Consider the following 20,179-nt stretch of genomic DNA (forward strand, 5'->3'; position numbering starts at 1 on the left):
TGGTATAATATTGAATAAAATGCTAAATAATAAAATACTAATAAATATTGCATCACTTGGAACTGCAACATTAATTAATGCGGTATTGGCTTTTGTACTTGGAATTGTAACCAGGAATATATTAGGTCCAGAACAATTCGGTTACTGGTTAACAGTATCACTGATTTTTACTTTTATTCCCTTATTTCAACTTGGAACTTTTAATGCAATGAATAGGGAAATTCCTTTTTTTTTAGTGAGAAAAGACTATAAAAGAGTCATAGAAATAAGAGAAACTGTATTTTCCTTTATTTTTACTATCCCTCTTTTATTAGTGTTATTGCTGATAGTTAGTAGTTTAATTACTTTTTTTACACAAATAAAAATTGAATATAAAATGGGATTATTATTAGGGTCGATTATTAGTGGATTTACATATTTATCTGGTTATGTGGATATGTATTATAAATCTGAACAAAACTTCAAGAGAGCTTCAACTTTAATTTCTATCAAAAGTATGTCTCAGACAATTATTACAGTAATCTTGGTCTTTTTTTATGGATATATTGGTCTTTATTTAGGAATGCTATTTTCCTTATTAATACATACTTTCATGGGTAAAAAGGTATTTCCTAAAATTAAAAGTTTGCATACTATTTACGAGTATAAGCGATTGGTGAAAATTGGATTTCCTATCCTGATTGTTGGAATTATTTGGAGTATAATGATTGCAATTGATCGAATAATTATTTCAATTTTTATGACACCAAAGGATTTAGGGAATTATGGTGTAGGGATGATGGTTTTCAGTACAATGATGCTTTTTCCACAGGTTATTAGTCAAGTTATGTATCCAAAAATAGTGGAGTTAGTAAGTATTGGAGATTATTCTAAAATCAAAAGATTATATTGGAAAGTCAATACTATATTAGCTATTAGCATGATTTTTGTGATGATAATAGGGTACATATTATTACCATACTTCATTACTTGGTATATGCCAGAATATAATGATGGAATTAGGGCTGCCCAACTATTATTAATGGGGTTATATCCTTTAACTTTAGTAAATTTAGCTGCTGCTTATTTTAATTCAACAGATAATCAAAAAGTATATATGGCAATTCAGGTAGTGAGTATTCTTATTAATATTGCACTAAGTATAGTTTTTTTGTATTTTAATAAGTCAATTACATCAGTTGCAATTGCAACTTCGATAAGTTTTATCATATATTCGATATTGATGAATACTGTCTTTTTATTAAAAATTAAAGGTAAGTAAGGATAATTAGAAATATTAGTAGTATGAATACTAGAAGACTAGCATTAAATATATTACATTAATAAAAAAATCATAATAACGATTAAAAATGGATGGTGACTAGTTAATTGGACATATTAGTAATTATACCTGCTCGAGGTGGGTCAAAAGGGATTCCAAGAAAGAATATTAGGCTAATGTGTGGAAAGCCTTTAATTAGCTATAGTATAGAAAATGCCTTGAATAGTTCATTTAAATTAGATGTCGCTGTATCTACTGATGACGAAGAAATTGAGGGAATTGCTGAATTGTATGGCGCAATAGTAATTAAAAGATCTGCTGAGTTGGCAACTGATAAAGTTACATTAGATCCTGTAATCCATCATACTTTATTAGAAATGGAAGAAGAGAAGGGTTTTAATTATGATTATGTTATTACGATGCAACCTACTTCACCATTATTAACAACAGCGACGTTAGACGCTGCTATCTCTTATTTCTCTAATAATGATTTTGATACAGTAATTAGTGGTATTAATCGTCCACATCTTTCTTGGACTGAAAAAGACGGGGAAATTATACCACTTTATAAAGAAAGACTTAATCGTCAATACCTTCCTAAAAACTTACATGAAACCGGAGCATTTGTTATTACTAAAAGGGAATTTGTAAATGAACAAAGTAGACTTGGTCCTAATGTGTCAATCTATGAAGTTCCAGAAAAGGAATGTATTGATATCGACAACCCACAAGATTGGTGGGTAGCCGAAAAGGAACTATCTAAGAAAAGTATTTTAATAAGAACTGATGGGTATGCAGAGATTGGATTAGGGCATATTTATAGATGTTTACTTCTAGCATATAATCTAATTGATCATGATGTGAGATTTGTTTTATCAAGTCGTTCAAACATGGGAATAAAAAAAATTCAAGATAGTCATTTCAAATATGACATCATAGAAGATAATTTTGATATTGATGGGCTAGTAGAAGAATATAAATGCGATATTCTAATAAACGACATTCTCGATACAACAAAAGAATATGTAAATAATTGTAAGGGATTAGGAGTTCGTGTTGTAAACTTTGAAGATCTTGGAACAGGGGCACCTTACGCAGATGCAGTTATTAATGACCTTTATGATAAGAGGAATGAATATCAAAATCATTTTTGGGGAAGCAGTTATTATTGTATAAGAGATGAGTTTCTACTTGCAAAACCAGCTGTATTTAATGAAGATGTTAAAGAAATATTGATTATATTTGGAGGAACCGACCCATGTAATCTTACATCTAGAATATTTGAGGCTATAAATTTAATACCTAATAATTATATTCATTACACTTTTATCTTAGGTATGGGTTATAAACACAGTGAGGAATTAATTTCTGCAGCTAACGATTCAGATTTAAATATTGATATTGTAAGAGATGTAAAACGTATGACAGAATATATGAGTAAAGCTGATATTGCATTATCGTCTCAAGGAAGAACAATGCTTGAGCTCGCATCGATGGCAGTCCCTACAATACTTTTAGCCCAAAATGAAAGAGAATTACACCATGAATTTGGATATTTAGAAAATGGGTTTATTAATTTAGGGCTTGGTAAAAAAGTAGAAGATCGTACAATTAAAGAAACTTTACTTTGGTTAATTAATAGCCCACAAATAAGAAAACAGATGAAAGAGCAAATGTTAAAAAGAGACCTAAAGAGTGGGGTTCAAAGAGTTATTAATTTAGTACTTGATCGAAATTTGTAATGGAGGGTTAAAATGAAGAGTCGAATTTTAGAAAGAGCAATGGCAGGGAAATTTGTACTGATTGCAGAAATTGGTGTCAATTATTATGACATCGCTAAAAAATTGAATATAACAACTATGGAAGCCGCAAAATTAATGATTAAAGAAGCAAAGGAAGCAGGCATCCATGCTGTTAAATTCCAATCGTATAAGGCAGATACATTAGCAGCTAAAGAGTCACCATCTTATTGGGATACAAATGAAGAGTCTACAACTTCACAATATGAGCTATTCAAAAAATTTGATAGTTTTTCATATAAGGAATATAAAGAGTTGTTCGAATATTGCGATTACTTAGGTGTGGAATTTTTATCTACGGCATTTGACATTGAATCTGCTGATTACCTCTCTGATTTGATGGTGGTTTATAAAATTTCTTCATCAGATTTAAATAACCTTCCATTTGTTGAATATCAAGCAAAAAAGGGGAAACCTATTTTACTTTCTGTTGGAGCTTCAAACGAAGACGAAATCGAAAGAACCCTGCGAGTGATCAGAGCACATAATAATGAACCAATTGTTTTACTCCATTGTGTTCTGGAGTATCCTACTCCATTCGAACATGCCAACTTAAATAAAATCGTTACACTAAAGAATAATTATCCTGATGTTATTATTGGGTATTCCGATCATACAAAACCTGATGTGCACGCAGATATTATTAAAACAGCATATAACTTAGGTGCAATCGTGATAGAAAAACATTTCACTTTGGATAAAACTTTACCAGGTAATGATCATTACCATGCAATGGATCCAAATGATGCGAGCAAAATCATTAGTGGTATAAGCTTTATTGAAACAATAAGAGGATCTTACGATATAAAGTGCTTAGATTCAGAAATAGTATCAAGACAAAATGCACGAAGATCTTTAGTAGCAAATTGCGATATTGAAAAAGGAGATACGATTACCAAAGAGATGCTTACTTTTAAAAGACCAGGTACTGGAATTTCACCATCGGAGATTGATAAAGTACTCGGAAAAGTTGCGAAAGAAGCTATTACTGAAGATTCTATTTTACAATATGAAATGATTAAAGGATAAAATTTCCTTATTGGTGGCTATGCTGTAAAAATAACCGAGGATGCAGCTTAAATAAATTAAAAAGCGTCTCTCTGCAAGAAGTAATTCCAAGCTATTCTGACAACTAACTATAATTTATGTTTGATACTGACACTTAATGAAATGGAGGTCATCTAGTGAATATTCTAGTAACAGGTGGTGCAGGATATATTGGCTCACATACATGTGTAGCTTTGCTAGAGGCTGGCCATTCTGTGATTATTGCAGATAATTTATGTAATAGTAGGCGTGAGGCTGTTGAGATAGTTAAGCAAATTGTAGATAAAGAAGTTACCTTTCGTGAGATTGATGTAACGGATGCTGAAGCAGTTGATACTTTATTTAAGTCTCACAAGATTGATGGCGTCATTCATTTTGCGGGTTTGAAAGCAGTGGGTGAGTCTGTAGAGAAACCAGATGCTTATTATTTTAATAATCTTGTCAGTACTATAATTGTTGCCAAGGCTTGTTTAAAGTATGGTGTTGAGCGATTTGTGTTTAGTTCATCGGCAACCGTGTATGGGGATAATACGGTACCGTTTATGGAGACAATGGATTTATTACCTACGACGAATCCCTATGGTGAAACGAAAGCAATGTGCGAACGAATATTAACTGATATTGCAAAAGTGAATCCGGGTTTTGGTGTTTCACTACTCCGGTATTTTAATCCAGTAGGTGCTCATGAAAGTGGCTTAATCGGTGAAGCACCTAATGGGATTCCAAATAACTTAATGCCTTATATTACACAAGTGGCAACAGGTAAGCTTTCGAAGTTGAGAGTGTTTGGTGATGATTATCATACTGTGGATGGCACGGGAGTACGTGATTATATTCATGTCGTTGATGTGGCTGAAGGACATGTAGCGGCCCTAGATCATCTAAAAGAAGGTTTACATATTTATAATCTTGGTACGGGTCGAGGAACGAGTGTACTAGAGTTAGTACATGCTTTCGAAGAAGCGAATGATATTGAAGTACCTTATGATATTGTGGAGCGACGTTCTGGTGATATTGCTTCTTGTTACGCGGATGTTTCAAAGGCAGAGCGAGAGTTAGGGTGGGGAGCTAAGCGTGATATTGTGGAGATGTGTCGTGATGCTTGGCGGTTTGAGACGAATTATAGACAGAAAGAAGAACTTAATAAAACTGTAAAGAGTTCTATCTAGGGCATTGAATCTTAATTTTTGGTTTAAGGTGCTAGTTATTTACACAAATCGCTTTAAGAAAGATAAGCTCATTCATAGTTTGACTGAATACTATGAATGGGCTTTCCTTGCGGAAATGAATTTTTTTGTCTTTAATTGACTAAATATTCGTTTCATTTAACTGGAATGCTAGAATCCGACTCAGCCCCCAATCAAACAACGCATATAAATCACGTAGCACCTCCTGGTACGATACATGTATCAATCTAAGGAGATGCTTTTTTTATGCCACATCAAAAATTAACAATCGTCCCCGTTAAGCTTCATCCAGTTAGTGAAAATTCTTTACCGTTTACTCCCTTGGACTCCCTTTTCCCGAGCATTTGCACGATTAAAACGGCACATGCAGAAATTTCCTTCTATAGTGGCGTAGATGAACGCATCATCCAAACCGTTATGAGGGAGTTGAGACATCTATGAAACAGGATTATACAAGCGTGAAAAACATCTGCATCGTTTTTGGAAAAACGGATATGCGAAAAGGAATTGATGGATTAGCCACACTAATCCAGGATTCTTTTAAAAACGCGTCCCTGTGTTAGGAACTATTCTGACAATTTACTACAATTCACTATTAAACAGTAATTAGTAATCATATGTAAGCAAAGGAAAAGCAGTCGAAATTGAAATCTTGTGCTTCATTTTTTGGGCGATGGTCAATCGAAAGCCCAGTAGTAGTCGGACAGCGAGACCCGAAAAACTCGCCCCTACAATGTGTTAGAAACAAATGAAAAAAAGCGAGGTATTCGAGGATTGAATCGTCGAATACCTTGATAAGTTAAACTATCTGGACTTTTTCAGTGCCCTCGGCTTAATAGGATAATTACTGAAAATCTCTTTCTAGTTGACTTAACCACTCTTCTAACATTCGATATCCAAAGCTTCATAGTTACTGGATAATAGCTTGAATGCACATAATAAATCATCTCCTAATTTGAGATGGACACCGCCTCGTAATCTATTTCTAACTCTGATTTTGTTTCTGTTTTCTTTTTGAGATTCGTTTCACAGCATCTTCGGATTTCTTCGCATTGGTTTCAACTCTTTTTTCAAGTTGTTTCAGTGTGATTGTCGGCATGTGCTCATCACCTTTTTTCCGTTTTTTCATATCCTCAGACCCCATGTTCTTTTTGTAGACAGTATATGTATCTTGTAGTTTTATTTTCTGAAAACAATTTTCCAACTATGCAATGTCGTGTACGAGGTTCTCGAACAATTCAGAATTCAATATGAAGCTGGTACCTTTCGCCATAGCATGAACAATTTTGATCAATATATATGTCAAATTTATCATCAGAAAAGTGTACAGTGCACTTTTACTGATGATTTTTTGTTTTATATATTCAGAATAAAAGGAATTATATAAAAATAATATTGAACTGGGATACAGTATGTCATATAATTAAAAAAAGGAGATAATGTTATGAAAATATTAGATAATCCACTCATAAGAGAAAGCGCTTTCAATCAATTACGTAAAATGATCCTTTCGCAAGAAATAAAGCCGGGGGAAAAGCTAAATGAAAAGGAGGTGGCTGAACAGTTAGGTGTAAGTAGAACTCCTGTTAGAGAAGCGTTACATAAGTTGGAGTTAGAAGGTCTCGTTGAAATTTTTCCCAGAAGATATTGTCTTGTTAAAGGCGTAACACATGAGTGTATAAGAGAAATTCATTTAATAAGGTCACAATTAGAGCCAATTGCTGCATCCATCGCGGTGAATAACCTGACGAATGAAGATTTGGAACGTCTGGATAACCTGATAAAACTTTCGGTGGAATTTGCATCTAAGGGTAATGTAGAAAAGATCATGGAAGCAAATGATGAATTTCACCAGATTATTAATAGAGCATCCAATCTATCAAGAATCATAGCAATTCTTGAAAACATGCATGATTATGTTGAGGCATTCAGGTATTCATTTATGTCACGAACTGATTTGGTCAAGAGATCGATTGAAGAGCACCAAGAAATTTTGGCTGCATTGCAGACAAGAGATAAAGAATTAGTCAAAAAAATTGTAACCAAGCATTTGGAAGGCATTACTGAATACGAGGAAGTCATTTTGGAAGATATGAAACAATCACTGAAAGTCTTTGACGATGAGCTTCATAATAAATAGGTAAGGGAGTAGATAATATGAAAAAGAAGAGTATAAGTTTGCTAGTTCTTATTCTATTTTTAAGTAGTATTTTGTTGAGTGCCTGTAGTGAAGACAGTAAAGCATCAGGTGGTAGTAAAAGCATAACAACCTTAAGTTTTGCCTATGAGTTGCCAGACGACCACCCTTGGGGAGAAGGAGCTAAAAAGTTCAAGGAAGTCGTTGAAGAAAAAACAAATGGTGAAGTGAAAATTGAAATATACGGTAACGGTTCACTGGCTGGTTCAGGTAGAGAAATTCAAGAAGGAGCCAAAATTGGAACAATAGATATCGGCATATCATCTACACCAATGTCCTTGATGAATCCGTACCAAGATCTATTTTCACTGCCATATATTTTTAGTAGCCGAGAAAATGCTTGGGAAGTGCTCGATGGACCAATCGGGGATAAGGTAGGTGAAAAGTTAAGCGCTCATAATTTGACCCATCTAGCATATTGGGAAGATGGATTCAGACAAATTACCAATAGTACCCGTCCAATCACGAAAATCGAGGACTTTAAGGGATTAAGGATTCGTGTGCCGGAAAGTGAAGTTAGAATAGAATCTTTTAAAGCATTAGGTTCTAGTCCACTTCCAATGGCATGGTCTGAAGTGTTTACAGCCCTTCAACAAGGAACCATTGATGGACAGGAAAATCCGTTGTCTGTTATCAATAGCTCATCCTTTTATGATGTACAAAAATACTTAACCATTTCAAACCATGTGTATTCACCTGCCACATTGTTTATCAATACTTCGAAATGGGATTCATTAAGTAAGGAACAGAAGGAAATCGTATTAGAGGCGGCTAAAGCAGGTAGGGATTTAAATCGTCAGTTGAATGAAGAACAAGACTCTGAATTGGTAAAAGGACTTGAAGAAAAAGGGATGGAAGTTACAGTGATTGACGAGAATAAGCCATTCCAAGAAGCTACAAAGTCCGTGTGGGAAAGTGTAGTAAATGACATTGGCGGTGATGCACAGGAAATCGTTGATGAAATAAATAAGTCACAGTAAAAGGTTGAGATTAAATGGAGAAAATTAGGACTTTCATTCATTCAACTATTAAGCGTTTAAATATTTCAGTCATATTTTTAATGTTTTTGGTTTTAATTATTCAAGTTATAACAAGAAAATTATTTAATGATCCATTACCATGGCCAGAAGAATTGTCATTAATCGCAATGATTTGGATTACCTTTTTTGGAGCGTATCAATGCACAATTGAAGAAAATCATCTGAAAATGGATTTCTTACAAAGCAAAATTTCTGAAAAGATGAAGCCTTTTTTATCCATTGTTGCAAAAGGATTCGTCGTTTGGTTTTTAATTGTCACCTGTTATATGGGATTTTCGTTTATTCAGCAAGCAGGAAATATTAAAATGCCGGTTTCAGGACTCCCTATGTGGATTCCATATTGGATTATTTGGTCCAGTTTCTTTCTAATGCTGATTGAATTTATTGCCCAAATTATTTTGCATATTAGGGAAATAGTCAGTCCGTCAAAGCAAAAAGGGGGGGATGAAGAATGCTCCCAATCTTGATGCTCTTGGTTATACTAGTTCTTCTAGCAATTGGGGTGCCTATTGCATTCACTTTAGGAATCACAGCTACAGTTTTCTTAATCATATATGCGGATATTCCGATGGTTGTAATTATTCAACAACTTTATTTGGGTACAAACAGTTTTCCTTTGTTGGCAATTCCGTTATTCATGTTAGCGGGATCATTAATGAACTATGGAGGTATTTCTGTACGTCTTATCAATTTTGCCCTATCCATTATAGGGATGGTAAAAGGCGGTTTAGGCATGGTCAATGTGGTGGCATCTGTATTTTTCGGAGCCATAACTGGAACTTCAGCAGGTGCTAGTGCTGCTGTAGGTCAAATCATGATACCTGCAATGAAGGAAAAGGGGTATTCTGCGAGCTTTTCAGCAGCCGTCACCTCTGCTGGTTCATCGCTCGGAATCATCATACCGCCTAGTGTGCCGATGATTCTTTACGGATCGATATCGGGGCTTTCGGTAGCAACCTTATTTTTTGCGGGAATCCCGATAGGTATTGGCATAGCAATTGGTTTTATGATTGTTGTATATATTATTTCTGTCAAAAAGAAATATGATTTTAAAGAACAACCATTCTCTTGGAGACTAGTACTTAAAACGTTTGTTAGCGCAGTGCCGGCTCTTTTAGTACCAGTCGCAATTATGGGTGGAATTGTAACAGGATTCGCTACACCAACCGAGTCTGCTGCAATTGCCGTTATTTGCGGCATCATTGCAGGAATTATTTATAAACAGTTAACCTGGAGCGGATTTAAGAAGGCGTTGAATGAAAGCGTCGTGAATACAGCACTGGTAATGTTAATTGTTGCGACAGCCAAAATTCTAGGCTTCTCATTTTCAGCACTTGGAATCGGAAGAATGATAATGGAACCGTTAATGGCATATGCTGAAAACCCTATTATCTTGATGCTTTTGGCAAGTTTGATTCTATTTATTGGAGGTTTCATATTTGACGGTACCGTAATGGTTCTAGTAATCGTGCCATTGTTTCTCCCATTGGTTGAAGCTACCGCGATTGATCCCCTACAATTTGCAATGGTAGTCATAATTGTTTGGGCAATCGGTCAGCAAACGCCACCAGTAGCAAGCGGACTTTACATAACAACCGCTATTGCACAAGTAAGTATGCTTCAAGTAAGCAGATACAATATTTGGTTTATATTAGTGTTCTTTGTGGCTTTAATGGGGATGATTTTCATTCCTGATGTCATGCTTTATATTCCAAGAATTATTATTCCATAATATAACGAGAAGAGGAGAATGAAAAAATGAACTTTACAAACGTTATTCAAACTATTGAGACACACACATTCGGGGAACCGACTAGAGTTATAAACGGAGGATTATTGAAATTAAAAGGTAACACAGTAGCAGAACAGCGTGATTATATGAACGAGCACTATCAGTGGTTCCGCAATTCTCTTATCCAGGAGCCAAGAGGCCACCGAGATATGTTCGGGGCAGTTCTTTTACCGCCATTACAAGAAGGGGTCGATTTTGGGGTTATTTATATGGATAATGCGAATTTTTTGAATATGTGTGGACATGCGACAATTGGTGTAGCTACTGCAATTGTAGAAACTGGGCTTGTTCCAATTACGGGTGAAGTAACAGAGCTAGTCTTAGAGACTCCCGCTGGACTTGTGTATCCACGAGTGAAAGTTGAAAATGGAAGAGTTTCATCAGTCACCTTTAAAAATGTTCCTGGATTCCTTGAGAAAAGAGATGTAGTAATTAACGCAGGTGAACTAGGAGAAATCAAAGTGGACATTAGCTTTGGTGGGAATTATTTTGCTTGGGTAGACATTGAACAACTGAATGAAATTATTCATGTTTCGAATGGTTCAAAACTGAAAGCAATGGCAAAAGTTATTAAAGAAGAAGTCAATAAAGTAGTAAAGGTTCAACATCCTACAAAGCCTTATATTAATCACATTGATATCGTCACTTTTTACGGTAAACCATCCATTTACCCTGAAGCGACGTATAAAAACGTTCATATATTCAGTGAAAATCAAGCGGATCGCTCACCAGGCGGTACAGGAACAACAGCTATGGTTTCAAGAATGGTAGGTAGAGGAGAACTTGAAATTGGTGAAGAAGTTATTTGCGAAGGATTTGTAGGTGGCAGATTCTACGGGAAAGCCATCGAAAAAACACAGCTTGGAGACAAAGAAGCATATGTAACAGAGGTTACAGGCTCTGCTTTTATTACAGGATTCAGTAACATACTAATAGATCCAAATGATCCATTCAAACATGGCTTTATGGTTGACTAATATCAAAACGCGTCCCTGTGTTATGAACTATTCTGACAATTTACTGCAATTCACTTGAAAAAGGCAAGCATGAAATAACGCCCACTTAATTAACAAGTGGGCGTTACTTTGCGTTGAAACAAATAATTCATAACTTTATTTACTTTCTTTAAAATCGCGTCCCTGTGTTAGAAATTTAATGGTCATGTCCGTACGTGAGAGGACACGCGAAATTGGCATTCGAAAAGCGCTGGGTGCAACAACAGTTGAAATAATGGGTCAGTTTTTCTTTGAAACATTGCTGTTATGTGTCATAGGAGGCGCAGTTGGCATCGGGCTCGGCTATGCATTTATAGAAGTATGGAACAGCAACATCGACATATTTGCGCTCGTCTTGCCGATATGGGCAGTGAAGTTAGCTTTATACACATCAATTGGAATTGGAAGCTTGTTTGGGATATACCCAGCATTGAAGGCAGCAAGGATGAATCCGAGTAAGGCACTACGGTTTGAATAGTTAGGATACGACTCGGACTAGCGTAGTGTCACGTCGCTTTGTTAGAAGCAATTCTATACTAATCTGATAATCAACTAGAATTTATAGAGAAAAGTTAACCATGCAATTATTAGTGGTTTTCTATCTGTCGTAAAGTTTCCAATAAATAGCACATGCATCACTCTCTCATGTTCTAATTCTGTTCAAGTCCTTTTGATGTCAAATATTTTAATAAATTTATAGATTGCGACTAATTTCGATATTATATTTAATGAGTCTTTGTTACAATAACTGGAGATTCTATTATTTATTAATGGATATAACATGTTGTGAAAAACATAGGAGGTATTGTTGCATGACAACGGCAGAATTACAAGAAGAATTCAAGCGCATTTTAGAATATGGCTATCTTCGAGGTAATGAGAATGATTCGATTAAAACGGATGATATTATTAGAGAGTTATCCGAGCAGCTGAGAAACTTGCTGGATAAGAATAAAGTTTAATAAGGATGAAATAGAAGAACTAAATCAAGAATGTGTTATAAGATAAAACTTTTAGAAATAGTGATATCAATGTGTTTAAACCTAAAAGATGGTGGGCGGAAAAGTCTAAACCGGATATTACGTTTAGAGAAGTTGGATTTGTAAGATGTTAAAAACGTGTACTTTTTAGTGCAGTCGCTATTTTATGGACAATATAAAATTATCCATTAGCTAGCTGAATTTTTTAACTTGAAGTAACCTGTAGGAGTAAAAAGCCCCAGTCTTTTTGACAAGGATTTACTTTAAAATATGTGATGTATAAGAGAAAATCTTGCGATAGCTATCGCCATTCATGTGAATTATCTCCACACGATGTAAAAGACGTTCAAAAAATCGCGGTAGTGATTTAACAGGTATCTGTGTAAAAAACTATTCGGATTATGTACTGCAATTTCCAATAAATTTATTGGAATCCTCAACTAAGAAAGTGTTGGATTCTTTTTGTATAAAGATGAAATGTTTAAGTTGTCCTAAATATAAGGATGCCACTCACCTTAGGCATAAAAAAAAGCAAGCTTCGAAATCACATGACTTCGAAGCTTGCTTTTTTTAAGATAGAGTCCTTTTCTTTTAGATAATGTTTCATCGTATGGATAAACGTGTTTGTAATGGGTGTGGTAGTGTTTTTGTTCCAGGTAATGTACAAATCCATTTCTTGCGGGCTACCTTTTAAAGGTTTATAGACAACACCTTTTTTGGGATATTCTTGCTTGGCGGCTTCCGTCACGAGCGTTACGCCGATTCCTGCGGAAACTAGTGAAAGGATATGGGTAACTCCTTCAGCTTCCTGATAGATCACAGGGCTCATACCTCCGTTTAGGCATATAGAAATAATCATGTCATAATAGCCGGGTTCCAATCTCCGAGGTGCCATAATAAACGGTTCATTCTTTAATTCTTTGATTTCAATAGGTCCTGACCTGGAAGCTAAAGGATGATTTATTGGTAAAGCCGCCACAAACCGAGCGCTGTATATATGCTGAAAACCTAAAGAAGGATTGGTGATAGGCGGACAGAGAAATCCGAAATGGATTTCTTTATTAGTAAGGGCCTTTAATTGATCTGTGCTTGACATAGGATGCAAAGTCACTTTGACGTCGGGATAGCTTTCGCGATGCAGGTTGATTATCTGAATCAGGTATGAGTTCAAGGAGCCAGTAAAAGCAACTTTCAAGGTTCCAGCCTCTCCCATGTATATTTTTTGAGTATCCTCCACGCTTGATTTGACTTTTGCGAGTATTTCATAAACTTCCTCTAAAAAATACTTGCCCGCCTGCGTTAACTGGACTGATCGGTTTGTTCGTTGAAAAAGTTTGACGCCCATTTCTTTTTCCAAGTGAATGATCTGCTGGCTAAGAGGTGGTTGGCTAATATTCAAGCGGTTCGCTGCTTTTCCGAAATGCAGTTCTTCTGCCACTGCTACAAAGTAATGAAAATGTCGAAGTTCCATTACAATTCCTCCTCAAATGGATTAAGACGTTAAAGATCTCAATCGGTTTCTTTTATATATTAGACTAAATTAAGTTCCGTTGATAGTATTTTCTTAATAATTAGATTAATTTGAAATAATGAAAGAAAGCGCATTCATAAAATGGAGGATTAGATATGAATTTAACTTCACTTGTATTAAATGAACTGGTTAAAAACAGTTTAAAGAATAATGCTGGCAAAAAAGCACTGCATGTCAACGGGTCTAGTTTTACTTATAAAGAATTGCATACTGCTGCGAACCATACGGCACAGGCTTTAAGAAAAAAAGGTATTGTTCAACAATCACGCGTCGCATTATTACTTCCCAATTGTTACGAGTATGTGGTAAGTGAAATAGCGATTTATTATCTAGGAGCGACGAAAATCGCTCTTAACTCGATGGTCAGTGAATCGGATGTCCGCTATATCCTAGAAGATGCAGAAGCGGAGTTATTAATCGTAGAAAATCGCTTCCTGCCAATGATTAAAAAAATTAAATCTCAGTTGCCCAAACTCCATACGGTTATCGTGCTCGGTGCAGAAGAGACTGAGTTCGATGAATTGATATGTTGGGAAGATTTTCAAGAGGGTGGTTCAGATGAAGAAGTTTATGTTAAAAGTGCGCCATCAGATTTTTCTTTTATCTTATATACGGGTGGAACCACAGGCAAGCCAAAAGGTGTCGTTCATACCTATGAAACTACTAGCTTGACGTTCATCTCAATCATCATCGAAGCGAATATTCAAAGCGATGAGAAAATTCTTGTGACTACTCCTTTGCCTCATGCAGCTGGCCTGTATTTGTTTGCTGGATTAATAAAAGGTGCTGAAATCTTTATTGAAGACAAGTTTGAAATAGAAACGGTGGTTAGGCATATTGAAGAAAACCGTATCACTTACTTGAGCTTGGTGCCAACAATTTTATACAGAATGCTAGATTACTTAGAACGAAAAGAGGTGGACGTTACTTCGATCCGGACAATTCAATACGGAACAGCTCCTATAACTGCTGAGCGCTTGAAACAAGGCTTGTCAATTTTCGGACAGGTGTTTTTACAAATTTATGGACTGACAGAAACACAAAGTGCAGCAACTTGGATGAAGAAAGAGTTTCATAGTATCGAAGAAGGATCCTTACATTTATTGAAGAGCTGTGGAAGGTCTACGATTTTCTCTCAAGTAAAAGTTGTAGATGCCAACGGAAAGGAAGTTGCTGTTGGTATGGAAGGAGAGGTTGTGGTAAAGGCGTTTACAAATATGATTTGCTACCTTAATCAGCCAGAAAAGACAGCGGAGGCACTGAAAGACGGTTGGCTGTACACGGGAGACATTGGCACGATGGACGAACAGGGATTCCTGTATCTTCTCGACAGAGCCAAAGATATGATTATCAGCGGAGGAATGAACGTTTATTCGTCAGAAGTCGAAAATGTTATTCAAGAACATCCTGGAGTAGGACAGGTGGCGGTTATAGGCGTGCCTGATCCCGACTGGGGAGAAGCCGTCACAGCATTTTTAACAACGAAAGTTGAAAACTTGGAAATTGCCGAAGTAATGGCTATTTGCAAATCGAAACTTTCTAAATATAAGAACCCAAAAGAGATTCATATTGTAGAAGCTCTTCCGTTGACGTCTTACGGAAAAGTAGACAAGAAAAAGCTGCGTGAACCTTTTTGGGAATTGGCTGAACGACAAATTTGACAGCATGATAGAGAGAAAGGAGTGCGCTATATGAAGAAGTATGAAACCTTGATTGTCGAATATGTAGAACCAACACTTTCTATTACATTTAACCGTCTCGACAAAGCAAATGCGATGAACTATCAAATGGATCAAGAATTAAATGAATTAATTTCAGAAGTCAGTTCAGATAAAAAATATAAATTTATTATTTTCACAGGAGCAGGAAAGGTTTTTTCGGCGGGAGCAGATATCAAAGAAGTTGGAAAAAGTATAGAAGAAAATGAGGAAGATTCTTCTTGGATACGAAAAGATCAAATTAGCCGACAGGAATTTCTAAGAAAGTTAGATGCTCTTGACCAAATTACCATCGCCGCTATCAATGGACCCGCTTTCGGCGCCGGACTGGCCCTTGCGATGTCTTGCGATTTTCGAATCATTGCCGACGATGCGACACTGAGCTTGCCTGAGATTGACCGGGGTATGTTTTTTTCCGGAGGGGGAACCCCACGTTTAGTGAATTTGATTGGTGCTTCGAAAGCGAAAGAGCTTATCATGCTAGGCGATATCATTACGGCAAAAGAAGCGAAAGATATTGGGTTGGTAACGAAAGTGGTGGCAAGGGAAGAACTTTCCACTACGGTGGATGAGTTCCTAAAGAAACTAATAAAGAAGCCATTTGATCCTTTACGAATTACCAAGAAAATCGTCCATGCCTCTGTTCCAAGATTTGAAAATCTGCTCTATTATGAAGCAGAATTGCAAGAGCAAATGCTGCTTGGGGGCGGAACGCTTGAAAAGATAAAGGAGTTTGTCGGTAAGACAAAAGAAGGCTGAATAGAAGAATGAATTTGGAAGGTTTACGTAGCCAGCTAGATAAGATGAAAAGGGGATGAGTCGTATGAAGAAAAGAAAAATGGTGAAATGGTCCTTATTAGCGGGAGTTACATTGTTGTTGACAGCCTGCGGTAGCGGTGAAGCGACAAATAAAGATAGCGTATACGAACTGAGTTTTAATATCCAAGTACCATCGACTCACAAATTCCATACGGAAGTAGTGGAGCCCTGGGCAAAGCTTGTCGAGGAAGAGACAGAAGGAAAAGTGAAAGTGAATATTTATAATAGTGGAGCCCTTGGAACCTTGAGTACAGCTTACGAAGATATACAGGGGGGCGTTTACGATATTGGATATGTTAGTCCGAGCTTGCATCCAGATACAGAGTTATTCCCATTATCAATCGGAGACTTGCCTTTTGGAATATCGGATCCATTCGACAGCACAGCTGTCTTGAAGCCTTTTATGGAAAAGTATATGGCTGAGTCTCTCGAAGAAGTGATTCCGGTCGGGATATCTGGGACTGATTCATACCAGTTATATAGTGAAGATCCTGTTGAAACGATTCATGACGTGAAAAACAAAAAAATCATTGCTTCTGGTTACCAACGTGTAGATTTAATTGAATTATGGGGAGGGGTTCCGGTTTCCTTGGGGCTAGAAGAAATCTATACTTCGCTCGACCGTAATACCGTAAACCAAGCTACTTACACATCGATTGGTGCAGTGGGATTGAAATTATATGAAGTGTCTCCTTACCTAACAAAAATCGATATGGGAAATACGGCACTTCTTTTCTTAATGAACAAAAATTCGTTTAAATCTCTACCAGCAGATCTTCAAAAACTGTTTGAAGATGAACTAGGACCGAAATTCGAAACTATGAACAGTGAGTTGTACAGCAGTGCATCAGAAAATGCGATAAATGAATTTGATAAAGCCGTGTCAGAAGACGGTGGACGTGTTATTACTCTAAGTGAAAAAGATCTGCAGTCATTTAAAGAGCCTGCGAAGGTAGTTTGGGATGATTGGGTTAAACTAGCGAATGATAAAGGATTTGATGGCCAAGAAATGATGGACTTCTTTACGAAGACCTTAGAAGAAGAAGGGTTGACTCTACCTTATTAATCTCTTATGTGAAAGTAGGTGGAAATGTGAAGTATTTTACTTGGATTGTTAGAACTATAACCAATTTGACGAAATGGATTTCGTTTTTCATGTTAATCATTTTGGTTCCATTAGTAACATTTTTTTCAATATCTCGGAGCTTTGGCGTTCCAATTCTCGGCGATATCGAACTCGTTCAATTTAGTATGGTTGTTTTAATTATGGGTTCGTTAGCATATACCGAAGCAACGAATTCTCATATCTCCATTGGACTACTGGTTGATAAGTTCCCTGCTAAAGTACAAATTGTATTGGATTTTATAGCCCAACTTTGTACAATCGTCTTTGCCTTTATCGTTTGTTGGGCTTTCACTACAAAAATAAATTTGACGCAAATGTCCGATATGCTAAATATTTCGTTTGTGCCTTTTAAAATTTTCTTAGTGATTTGCTTTATCGGCTGGGCACTGGAAGCTCTATTGAAATTTATAGGAATTGTGGCGAATTACAGGACAGCTGAGAAAAGTGAGTAAAGTGAGGGGAAGACTTTGTCTAATGAAATGATAGGCGTTTTAGTTATTATTACAGTGTTTGTACTTATGTTTTTACGTGTTCCCATCGCCATCTCGATGGTTATACCAGCAAGCATCGGAATCATCTACCTCAAAGGGTGGGATACATTATTAACTGCTATCAATAGTGTGGTTTGGAGCCAGAGCTACCATTATACGTTAAGTACAATCCCGCTATTTGTGCTAATGGGACAATTGTTATTTTATTCAGGAGTTACAGATGATTTGTTTAAAACCTTTAAGAACTGGTTTGGTAACATGAAAGGCGGTCTAGGGATTGCTACAATTGGAGCTTCGGCAATGTTTGCGACTGCTTCTGGATCTAGTGTAGCGACTACTGGTACGATGGGCGTTATTGCCACAAAGGAAATGCTGAAGGCTGGATATAGCAAAAGCTTAACTGGTGGTTCTATTGTAGCCGGAGGGGCATTGGGAATTCTGATTCCGCCAAGTACAACCTTCATCATCTATGGAATGATCACCGAGCAATCCGTGGGGAAATTGTTGGCAGCTGGAATCGTACCTGGAATTATCCTGACTTTATTTTTTATGCTGACGATTTATATTTGTATCTTGATTAAACCGAGTTTGATCTCAGCTCCTACTAATTACGTAGTGAGCTGGAAAGAGCGATTTTCTTCATTAAGCTCAAATATTTGGATTATTTCATTATTCCTCTTAGTGATGGGCGGTATTTACCTAGGATATTTTACTGCCACTGAATCTGCAGGAGTAGGTGCATTCGGCGCATTTATCATTGGTATAGTTCGCCGCCGTTTAACCTTAGAGAATTTTAAAGATGCCGTTATGGGGACTTTAAGAACAACAGGATTTCTATTTGCGATTGTATTAGGGGCTTTCATCCTTAATTATGTCCTTGTTTTGACGAGAGTTCCTAATTTGCTGGCAGAATTCTTCATAACATCGAATTTATCCACCACGACAATTTTCATCTTAATCGTCTGCCTCTTCATCTTGCTCGGAGCGATTATGGATTCCCTGGCGATGATGGTTGTTACTATACCAATCTTGTTACCGATCCTAGAAATTCAGAACTTTGACTTAGTATGGTTCGGCGTCATAATCGTATTAGTGGTGGAACTCGCTTTAATCTCACCTCCTATTGGTATGAATGTATTTGTCTTAAAGGGGGTAACGAATGAATTGGAACTTGTTGATATTTTCAAAGGAGCTGTGATTTTTATCATTCCGATTCTTGCCCTCGTCACGCTTCTTTATATTTTTCCAGATATCGCGATGTTCTTACCAAATTCGATGGACTAGGCAATTAAAATAAAAAAACAGAATGGAGAATACTAAATATGAACCTAACAGAAAACAAAAACCTATACGAGAAAAATAACTTCGCTCGCCTTCCTGAATTTGGAAAGATTGCTCCAGAAGTATTTAAAGCTTTTGTCCAATTTGATAAGATTGCACTGAAGGAAAAAGCACTATCCGCAAAACTGAAGGAGCTGATCGCGGTAGCGGTAGCACATACAACCGGTTGCCCGTACTGCATTGACCTTCATGTCAAAAATGTCAAAAAGCTTAATGCCACAAAAGAAGAAATGGCCGAGAGCATAATGGTGGCGACCGCTTTAAAAGCTGGCTCAGCCCTGGCCCATGGGGTCAATGCCTTAAATGCATATGACGAAACAGCGGATGAAGAACTCTATAAAGAAGTTTACTTTAACCGCCTATCGGAATTCTCAAAGCTTAACGGAGAAGTATTCAGCGCTTTCATCAACTTCGATACTTTATCGCTAAAAGAAGGACTCTTATCAGTGAAAGAAAAAGAACTAATTGCAATCGCTGTTGCTCATACCACTGGCTGCCCATACTGCATCGCTTTGCACGTGAAAGCCGCAAAGAAAAAAGGAGCTACTAAAGAAGAAGTGGCCGAATCTATCTTTGTTGCCACAGCCTTAAAAGCTGGCTCAGCTTTAGCCCATGGGGTCAATGCTTTGAATGCATTTGATGAAGTTTGAGATAGATAATCTAATGGAAACGCGTCCCGGCGTTAGGGGAGATTACACTCTATTATGACAATTAATTATTGAAAAGTAAGTGGTAAATAACACCCACCTGATGAAAAGGTGGGTGTTATTTTGTCTGAAAATTGAAATTTAATATCTAATTGTAAAAGTAGTGTGTTATAATTTGATGATATTTAATTAAATATTCTGACTCTTC

The 20,179-nt window shown here is 36.6% G+C and carries 20 protein-coding genes; 18 read left to right on the plus strand and 2 right to left on the minus strand.

The features are described from left to right. The first annotated feature begins 19 nt into the window (after positions 1 to 19). The 5 genes from FG383_RS13310 (at position 20) to FG383_RS13330 (ending at position 5,735) form a co-directional block, all read left to right on the plus strand. Complete coding sequence (locus FG383_RS13310) at positions 20 to 1,261, plus strand: lipopolysaccharide biosynthesis protein (protein ID WP_246097002.1); 1,242 nt, start codon at positions 20 to 22, stop codon at positions 1,259 to 1,261. A 107-nt stretch (positions 1,262 to 1,368) separates the two neighbouring features. Beyond that, the gene (locus FG383_RS13315) at positions 1,369 to 3,003 is read left to right on the plus strand and encodes a cytidylyltransferase domain-containing protein (RefSeq protein WP_142607884.1); all 1,635 of its coding nucleotides are present in this window, start codon (positions 1,369 to 1,371) and stop codon (positions 3,001 to 3,003) included. A gap of 12 nt (positions 3,004 to 3,015) precedes the next feature. Further along, positions 3,016 to 4,089 carry an N-acetylneuraminate synthase family protein gene (locus tag FG383_RS13320; RefSeq protein WP_142607885.1) on the plus strand — a complete coding sequence of 358 codons (1,074 nt, stop codon included), beginning with the start codon at positions 3,016 to 3,018 and terminating at the stop codon, positions 4,087 to 4,089. Positions 4,090 to 4,244: 155 nt separating this feature from the next. Beyond that, entirely contained in the window at positions 4,245 to 5,276 is a 1,032-nt protein-coding gene (gene galE, locus FG383_RS13325; protein ID WP_142607886.1) for a UDP-glucose 4-epimerase GalE, read from the plus strand. 264 nt (positions 5,277 to 5,540) lie between these two features. Then, complete coding sequence (locus FG383_RS13330; RefSeq protein WP_142607887.1) at positions 5,541 to 5,735, plus strand: hypothetical protein; 195 nt, start codon at positions 5,541 to 5,543, stop codon at positions 5,733 to 5,735. 544 nt (positions 5,736 to 6,279) lie between these two features. Here the strand turns inward: FG383_RS13330 and FG383_RS20960 are convergent. Beyond that, positions 6,280 to 6,423 carry a hypothetical protein gene (locus FG383_RS20960; RefSeq protein ID WP_185907943.1) on the minus strand — a complete coding sequence of 48 codons (144 nt, stop codon included), beginning with the start codon at positions 6,421 to 6,423 and terminating at the stop codon, positions 6,280 to 6,282. A 315-nt stretch (positions 6,424 to 6,738) separates the two neighbouring features. Between FG383_RS20960 and FG383_RS13340 the strand changes: the two genes are divergently transcribed. From FG383_RS13340 to FG383_RS20965, 7 genes are all read left to right on the plus strand, one after another. Then, a complete protein-coding gene (locus FG383_RS13340; protein WP_142607889.1) occupies positions 6,739 to 7,434 on the plus strand; it encodes a GntR family transcriptional regulator in 696 nt (231 codons plus the stop codon). Positions 7,435 to 7,451: 17 nt separating this feature from the next. Beyond that, complete coding sequence (locus tag FG383_RS13345; protein ID WP_142607890.1) at positions 7,452 to 8,471, plus strand: TRAP transporter substrate-binding protein; 1,020 nt, start codon at positions 7,452 to 7,454, stop codon at positions 8,469 to 8,471. A 14-nt stretch (positions 8,472 to 8,485) separates the two neighbouring features. Then, positions 8,486 to 8,998, plus strand: coding sequence for a TRAP transporter small permease (locus FG383_RS13350; RefSeq protein ID WP_142607891.1), 513 nt, complete (start codon positions 8,486 to 8,488; stop codon positions 8,996 to 8,998). Next, positions 8,983 to 10,263 carry a TRAP transporter large permease gene (locus FG383_RS13355; RefSeq protein ID WP_142607892.1) on the plus strand — a complete coding sequence of 427 codons (1,281 nt, stop codon included), beginning with the start codon at positions 8,983 to 8,985 and terminating at the stop codon, positions 10,261 to 10,263. The genes FG383_RS13350 and FG383_RS13355 overlap by 16 nt, the downstream gene beginning before the upstream one ends. A gap of 26 nt (positions 10,264 to 10,289) precedes the next feature. Continuing rightward, a complete protein-coding gene (locus FG383_RS13360) occupies positions 10,290 to 11,300 on the plus strand; it encodes a proline racemase family protein (RefSeq protein ID WP_142607893.1) in 1,011 nt (336 codons plus the stop codon). Between the two features lie 178 nt (positions 11,301 to 11,478). Next, positions 11,479 to 11,796 carry an ABC transporter permease gene (locus tag FG383_RS13365; protein WP_342782144.1) on the plus strand — a complete coding sequence of 106 codons (318 nt, stop codon included), beginning with the start codon at positions 11,479 to 11,481 and terminating at the stop codon, positions 11,794 to 11,796. 334 nt (positions 11,797 to 12,130) lie between these two features. Then, positions 12,131 to 12,280: a YwzD family small protein gene (locus FG383_RS20965; protein ID WP_185907944.1), complete on the plus strand. Its 150-nt coding sequence runs from the start codon at positions 12,131 to 12,133 to the stop codon at positions 12,278 to 12,280. 562 nt (positions 12,281 to 12,842) lie between these two features. Here FG383_RS20965 and FG383_RS13370 read toward each other — a convergent pair. Continuing rightward, positions 12,843 to 13,769: a LysR substrate-binding domain-containing protein gene (locus FG383_RS13370; RefSeq protein ID WP_142607894.1), complete on the minus strand. Its 927-nt coding sequence runs from the start codon at positions 13,767 to 13,769 to the stop codon at positions 12,843 to 12,845. Positions 13,770 to 13,924: 155 nt separating this feature from the next. Here FG383_RS13370 and FG383_RS13375 point away from each other — a divergent pair, with 155 nt between their 5' ends. From FG383_RS13375 to FG383_RS13400, 6 genes are all read left to right on the plus strand, one after another. Next, positions 13,925 to 15,490: a class I adenylate-forming enzyme family protein gene (locus FG383_RS13375; protein WP_142607895.1), complete on the plus strand. Its 1,566-nt coding sequence runs from the start codon at positions 13,925 to 13,927 to the stop codon at positions 15,488 to 15,490. A 30-nt stretch (positions 15,491 to 15,520) separates the two neighbouring features. After that, positions 15,521 to 16,306: an enoyl-CoA hydratase/isomerase family protein gene (locus FG383_RS13380; RefSeq protein WP_142607896.1), complete on the plus strand. Its 786-nt coding sequence runs from the start codon at positions 15,521 to 15,523 to the stop codon at positions 16,304 to 16,306. Between the two features lie 64 nt (positions 16,307 to 16,370). After that, positions 16,371 to 17,432, plus strand: a complete 1,062-nt coding sequence (locus FG383_RS13385; RefSeq protein WP_185907945.1) for a TRAP transporter substrate-binding protein — start codon at positions 16,371 to 16,373, stop codon at positions 17,430 to 17,432. A 26-nt stretch (positions 17,433 to 17,458) separates the two neighbouring features. Further along, on the plus strand, positions 17,459 to 17,944 hold the full coding sequence (locus FG383_RS13390; RefSeq protein WP_142607898.1) for a TRAP transporter small permease: 486 nt from the start codon (positions 17,459 to 17,461) through the stop codon (positions 17,942 to 17,944). 15 nt (positions 17,945 to 17,959) lie between these two features. Further along, positions 17,960 to 19,267 (plus strand): TRAP transporter large permease, encoded by a 1,308-nt coding sequence (locus FG383_RS13395; protein WP_142607899.1) that lies wholly within the window; start codon positions 17,960 to 17,962, stop codon positions 19,265 to 19,267. A gap of 38 nt (positions 19,268 to 19,305) precedes the next feature. Then, a complete protein-coding gene (locus tag FG383_RS13400; RefSeq protein WP_142607900.1) occupies positions 19,306 to 19,974 on the plus strand; it encodes a carboxymuconolactone decarboxylase family protein in 669 nt (222 codons plus the stop codon). Positions 19,975 to 20,179 lie beyond the last annotated feature (205 nt).

This window comes from Psychrobacillus soli, from assembly GCF_006861775.1.
Classification (GTDB): Bacteria; Bacillota; Bacilli; order Bacillales_A; family Planococcaceae; genus Psychrobacillus; species Psychrobacillus soli.